This is a genomic window from Elusimicrobiota bacterium (genome assembly GCA_026388075.1).
Taxonomy (GTDB): Bacteria; Elusimicrobiota; Endomicrobiia; order Endomicrobiales; family JAPLKN01; genus JAPLKN01.
Window position 1 is genome coordinate 25,786 of record JAPLKN010000070.1, and the last position, 6,000, is coordinate 31,785.

Consider the following 6,000-nt stretch of genomic DNA (forward strand, 5'->3'; position numbering starts at 1 on the left):
GCTTTTTCCAAATATTATTACATTGATATCACGGCTTAAAATAACCAGCGTAATCTTTTAGTATTTCCTGTTTGAGGCAATTATTGTATTTTTTATTTTTTGCGAAACCTTAGCAAACTGCATTTCCATATCGTCCAAGGATTTTAATTTTGATACCTGCATGTTTTTTTGGTTCAGTTTTACGGAATATCCCGTTTCATTTTTAATTATATTTTCAATTGTTGAATTATCGCAATTATTGGGATCAAACTTTACCTGCTTAATGTCTTTTAAATCTAAAGAACTTCTCCTTCCGCGAGGCAAGTAAATTGTTCCGGTAGAAAAATCAACCGCAAACGCTATTACGCCCGGAAGTATAAAAAACAATAATCCTATACCGTCCAAAACAGCTATTCCGCCGTCAATCCGTCCCGATCTTTGTCCTTTACGTTCAGGATGTAAAAGAAGACCGCACCCCGTTAATTGAACAATCAAAACAAAACAAATCAAAGTCTGCAATGTTTTCAACAATTTTTTGATCATATTTGCTCCCCTTTTATTAAAATGAACCTCCCCCGCAGCAAGCTGCGGGGTATCAGATGTTCCCCTCTTTGAAAAAGAGGGGTGAGGGGAGATTCAATAACGCCAAATCCCTCTCAATCTCCCTTTTTCAAAGGGAGAAGTTATTGGTTATCCCGCATCAAGATGCGGGGAATTGCAAGTTAAAATCCTAATGAGAACAACCAACCGTCTGCTTTTTTTGTTACTTCATCAAACAATATATATCTTTTACAAAATAAGGAATATTTGTTCAAGCAAAGTCTGTTATTTTATCTAGCTTATTAAAGAATCCTGTTTCTTTGGTTTTAATTACCTTTAATGTATTATTCCGTCTTTCCTAAGTTTTTTAATAGTTGTTTTTGCCAATGATTTATAAACCATTCTTTTATTACTGCCTTTTGTCGTAGCTTTTGCGCACCAAATTTTATTGTTTTTTCTATCAAGCAGGCTTATTTTGTATTCGGTAATACCTTCCGTTAAATAATACCCTTCCATCGGTGTTCCGTAAAACATATCATGCGATCCGGACATTACGGCCATATCAAAAAACTGCGGTGAGACATATCGTTCCGATTTGAATTCGGCTGTCTTAATTATAACAATGGATCCGTCAATACTGCTTTTGTTAAGCAAAGTTTCGGTTTCCTTGTCTGTGTATTTTTTTTCAGGAAGAAATATTGAAAGATAAGAAATTCCCTTCAAAGCGGTATGGTTCAGTTCTTTTGAAAAAACATTTTCTGTTTCCTGCTTTTCTTTTAAGTCTGCGCAGGCCGCGATAACAATTACTTTTTTGAATTCAGGAATTTGAAAATTCTCGCTTTTTGAGCTTTGGATTTGTGTTCCAGCGCAGGAACTCAAAAAAAACAGCGAAATTATCAGTAATTTTTTCATCCTAGCAGAATTTAAGCGTTAAATTTTTCGCTTTTATTATCCCCGCCCTTGGGCCCGCTTCGTCGAATCGAGGCGAGCGAGGCCTCGCTCGCTCCTTTGGAGCGGGCGGGCTTTTCTTGATTTTGCCTGAATTTTTGCAAGTCTATCGCGCAAAGGATTTCTGCCTTTTTGTATATTTCTTGCGATGATGCCTTTTGGAGTGGATTTTATTCTCATTATTATTCAGATTCGCAGAACCCGCCGACTCCTGAGACTGTGTCATATTCCCATTTGCTGTCATCCCGAACTTGTTTCGGGATCTCGTCATCGTCGGAATACAGGATGCTGAAATAAATTCAGCATGACAAAAGGGGCTAATTTTAGCGGTTATGGCACAGTCTCTCCTGTCAGCGGAGTTTCAGTTTAGATCTTCCATTTTTTGGCTATATTCTTTCTCTAATTTTTTATTCAGCTGGCTTGCTTTTTCTGCTGTTTCTTTGGCTTTTTGGATTGTTTCAGGCAAATTGGAAGTGTTAATTCCTTGTTCAGCAAGATCTTTTTGCACTTCTTTTGTTACTCCGGAAGGATTTATCCAGTACGTTTTGGAAACATAAAAATACAAGAATGCGATAATACCCAGCGCAATAAGTATCCCGATAAAAGATAATCCGGACTGATTCCTATTTTTTATCATGCCTTTCTCCTTGCAAACATAGTTGATATCGATTGCAGAGTTTTTTACAGTCCAAAAAATTACCCGCTTATTTTATTACTTAATTGTTGCGGTAAGATTATACCGTTGCAAAAATACGGATAAGACTAATTATTTTTCTTTATCGTGTTTTTCAACGAATTTTTTGATGTTTTCAACGTTTTCAAGGATCAGTTTCGCCTTTTTCAGACCGAACTGAAAAGGGAACTTGTCCTCTTCGGTGTTTTTGATAACGAACATCGGATTACCTTTGTACTCTGATTCTGATGCGATTGACATAATTTTCTCCTCCTAAATTTATTTACGGCTTTTATTTTGAATATGCTCAACCAATCTCAGCCTCCGGCAAATCAGTAGAGAAGCTTACATCGATTTTGTATATTTATAACAAAAGAAAAACCGCTTATCAAGTAGAAACTGATTTCTTACAGGATAAGCGGTAAAAGATTTTGAATTATTAATTTAATTTCTTAGTTTTTCTTACCTACTACCCACTGCGACTTCCTTAATCTAATTCAATGGAGTCCCGCTGTCTTGATTCCGACTTGTCCCCATGCTTGTCCCATTGTCTTGGTTTCGAAGAAACCATATGGGGCCTTGATTTCAACGTGTCCCCATGCTATGATTTCAAAGAAATCATTGGGAAAGGAATCATGCGGGATCTACTGCCGTTTATTCAATTCTATCTTTACCAAGCCTGGGAGTAAGATTCATCGGGTTCAATATATTGCCGGGAAATTTTATTTCAAATCCGCTTTGAAAGTTTTCCTTTCTCGTTATTTTATTTTGTTCCGTTTCTACAATTTTGATTAAACTCCTGATATCTTTCCAAAATATACCGTAATTATGGGGCATTAAACCTATTTTCGGCGCCCTTGCTGTTTTCCACTGAAGGTCAATCAAGTGGAGATTCGGAATAATTTTATACAGATATATTATTGGGGAGCTATGAACTCTGTCTAATGCCGAAATAAGCTCATCGGAAAGATAAAATGAATGAAATTTAAGAGCGCTGTCTATTGCTTCCAAAAAGTCCGCTGCCTTTCTGGATATATAGTCTCTCCAGGATTCTTTAAGAGTAATAGGCGCATCTTTTGAAATATCCAAATGCTGTCCGATTACTAAAAGACTTTCATCAGAATACATCTCGTCAATATTTCTGGGCAGCCATCTATCCGAAGCAGCTTTTATTTGTTGAGCCGTAAAAAAAAGAAATTCATTTATGGCTTTTATCAGCATTCCAATAACTACTTTTTGCGTCTTAAGTATTCTTCGTTCTTCTTCAATTTGGAAAACTCTATTTACAATATTAACAAAAATAATTGCGCCGATAGTACCGCTTATTATATTTTGAATAATAAGGTTAAATATCCCGGGAACGCTTCCGACAAAGAGTAAAACCAGAATTGCCGCTGACAAAAACAGAATCAAGAGTATATTTATCTTTTTCATTTTAAAGTTTCCTAAACTTTTTTTATTCTCCTTCGCCAAATACCCCGTAGCTTGCTACGGGTATGAAGGCGGGGAGAACCCCCACGTCTAGTTTTGCCCTGTGAAATGCAAAGCATTTCCAGGACAAAAGTCCCTGAAATCGCATTTTCGATTTCTAGGGGTCTTAGACAAAACTGTGCGGGGTGGCTTCATTTGGTTTTCATTTTATAATTTAATTTTAGCGTATTATTTTTCACAAGTAAAGCCAGCGCCTGCCCTTCCGAAGCCCCAAGGTTGCCTGCCCCTGCATCTTGTTTTAGACTTGTCCCCATGCTTGTCCCATTGTCTTGGTTTCGAAGAAACCATATGGGGCATTGATTTCAACTTGTCCCCATGCTATGATTTCAAAGAAATCATTGGGGAAGCAACCATGCAGGGGTCATTCCCGTCCGCCTTGGGCGGAGGAATCCGGCCTTTGCCGTTTCCCTGTCTATTGTTGTTATCTGTCTACTATCTACTGCCGTTTAGGATGCTTTGTGATATGCTTCGGGATATTCAACTTTTCCGGGGATGTCATTTAAAGCTCCGGGGACTAGCTCAAGAGCCATAAATGAGGTATTCGGTGAACTGGACGGTTGTCTTATTTGGTATCTGCTGGCCGCTTTAAAGCCGAACTGCGCATAGTATTCTGAGGCGTTCAAAATAACTATTGAAAAAAATCCCATTGTTTTGGAACATTTAATGCCTTCTTCAATAAGCCTTTCGCCAACCCCCTCGTTTTCGTAATCGGGATGAAGAGTCATTTCAATTAAAGAAAGTGTTTTATATTTTGTGTGGCGGCTAACTATATATACCGGGTAGAACATTAAATGCCCTACTATCTTTTTATTGACTTCAGCAACCAAAAACAATTCTTTCACATAATCCCTTGTTTTTTGAAGTTCTTTAATAAGGTTTTTTTTATCTTTGTTTTTTGCGGCCGATTTGTTCAATTTAGCAATGTGAGCGCGATCTATTAATAGCGCTTGTCTAATGGTAATGTCCATTTTGCCCCCTTAATACTTTTTGCAGATTATCTTTAGATGATGAGTTGTTTTGGTTGTAAGATAAGTTATAAGATCGGCTTCCTGCTTTGAAGGGATTTATAGGTTTATCTTTATCTTGGTTGTATTGTAGCATTTTTAAACAGTTTTAGCTAATAAAAAGGATGGGATGTTTAGCGCAGGCGAGCTTCCCCTTCCGAATCTCCAAGGTTGCCTGCCCCTGCATCTTGTTTTAGACTTGTCCCCATGCTATGATTTCAAAGAAATCATTGGGGAAGAAATGATTGGGGAAGGAAATCTTTGGGGAAGCAACCATGCAGGGGTCATTCCGGACTTGCTTGCCTCGCTCGCCTCGATTCGTCGAAGCGGGCCAAGTTTTGCGGCGGGATACGGAATCTAGTCTTTTCTTTTGTTTTTACTAAGTACTAATTACTAATCACTAATTACTGTAGCTCGCCTGTTATTCGCCAAAGTATTCATCCGACCAACCGATGTCCCTCAGGAAATGGTCGTATCCGCCTGGATATATGCTTATTTTATTGTTATCAAAGACAACGAGTTTTGTGGCAACAGCTCTTAAATGCATCTCGTCATGAGTAACCATTATAACCGAGCCGTCAAAATCGTCAATCGCTTCAATTAAAGAATCGCAAGACTGCATATCAAGGTGATTTGTCGGTTCATCCAGAAACAGAAGATGTGCCGATTTCACCAGTATTTTACCCAGCAAAACCCTGCTTTTTTCTCCGCCGGACAGAACCTTTATTTTTTTAAGCGCGCTGTCTCCCGAAAACATCAGCCCGCCTGCAATATTTCTTGCCTTGTTTTCTCCGCATTGTTTGTCCGCGCTCTTTATCTCTTCCAAAACAGTGTTGTTGTCGTCAAGATCAAGCTTGTTTGTCTGCCCGAAATACCCTTCCTGCAATACCGAATGTTTTTTTATTTCTCCGCTCAAGGGTTTAAGTTCCCCGGCAAGAAGTTTTAAAAGTGTGGATTTTCCTTTTCCGTTTTTACCGACAATGCAGATTCTTTCATTATTTTTTATTTCAAGCGTAAAATTATTTATCAAAAACGGTTCTTTGCCTGTATAAGAAAAAGAAATATGCTCCGCAGACATCATTTTATCCGCCGCAAAATGCGCGCTGTTGAAATAAAGATCTAGATCTTCAATAGTTTCAAGTTTTTTCATCTTTCCCTGTTTTTCAAGTTTTTTCACGCGGGACTGCGCGCGGCTTGCAAAACTTGCCTTGGCTTTAAACCTTGCTATGAAAAGTTCCGTCTGCCGGCGCTTTTTTTCTTCGTTCAGACGGGTTTTTTCGTATATTTCTTCCTCCTGGTTTATCTGAGAGTAAAGTTTTTCGGTATCGCCTTCAACTTTCTTTGCTTTATATCTATGTATGGCAA

At 38.2% G+C, this 6,000-nt stretch carries 7 protein-coding genes; all 7 read right to left on the reverse strand.

The features are described 5' to 3' along the window. Positions 1-57: 57 nt before the first annotated feature. Positions 58-522 carry a hypothetical protein gene (locus tag NT145_03955; GenBank protein ID MCX5781844.1) on the reverse strand — a complete coding sequence of 155 codons (465 nt, stop codon included), beginning with the start codon at positions 520-522 and terminating at the stop codon, positions 58-60. Between the two features lie 333 nt (positions 523-855). Then, the gene (locus NT145_03960) at positions 856-1,431 is read right to left on the reverse strand and encodes a hypothetical protein (protein ID MCX5781845.1); all 576 of its coding nucleotides are present in this window, start codon (positions 1,429-1,431) and stop codon (positions 856-858) included. Positions 1,432-1,828: 397 nt separating this feature from the next. Continuing rightward, positions 1,829-2,104: a hypothetical protein gene (locus NT145_03965; protein ID MCX5781846.1), complete on the reverse strand. Its 276-nt coding sequence runs from the start codon at positions 2,102-2,104 to the stop codon at positions 1,829-1,831. A gap of 129 nt (positions 2,105-2,233) precedes the next feature. Next, positions 2,234-2,401 carry a hypothetical protein gene (locus tag NT145_03970; protein MCX5781847.1) on the reverse strand — a complete coding sequence of 56 codons (168 nt, stop codon included), beginning with the start codon at positions 2,399-2,401 and terminating at the stop codon, positions 2,234-2,236. A gap of 393 nt (positions 2,402-2,794) precedes the next feature. After that, positions 2,795-3,574 (reverse strand): hypothetical protein, encoded by a 780-nt coding sequence (locus NT145_03975; protein MCX5781848.1) that lies wholly within the window; start codon positions 3,572-3,574, stop codon positions 2,795-2,797. A gap of 503 nt (positions 3,575-4,077) precedes the next feature. After that, entirely contained in the window at positions 4,078-4,599 is a 522-nt protein-coding gene (locus NT145_03980) for an N-acetyltransferase (protein ID MCX5781849.1), read from the reverse strand. 457 nt (positions 4,600-5,056) lie between these two features. Beyond that, a partial coding sequence (locus NT145_03985; protein ID MCX5781850.1) for an ATP-binding cassette domain-containing protein occupies positions 5,057-6,000 on the reverse strand: 944 nt, incomplete at its 5' end.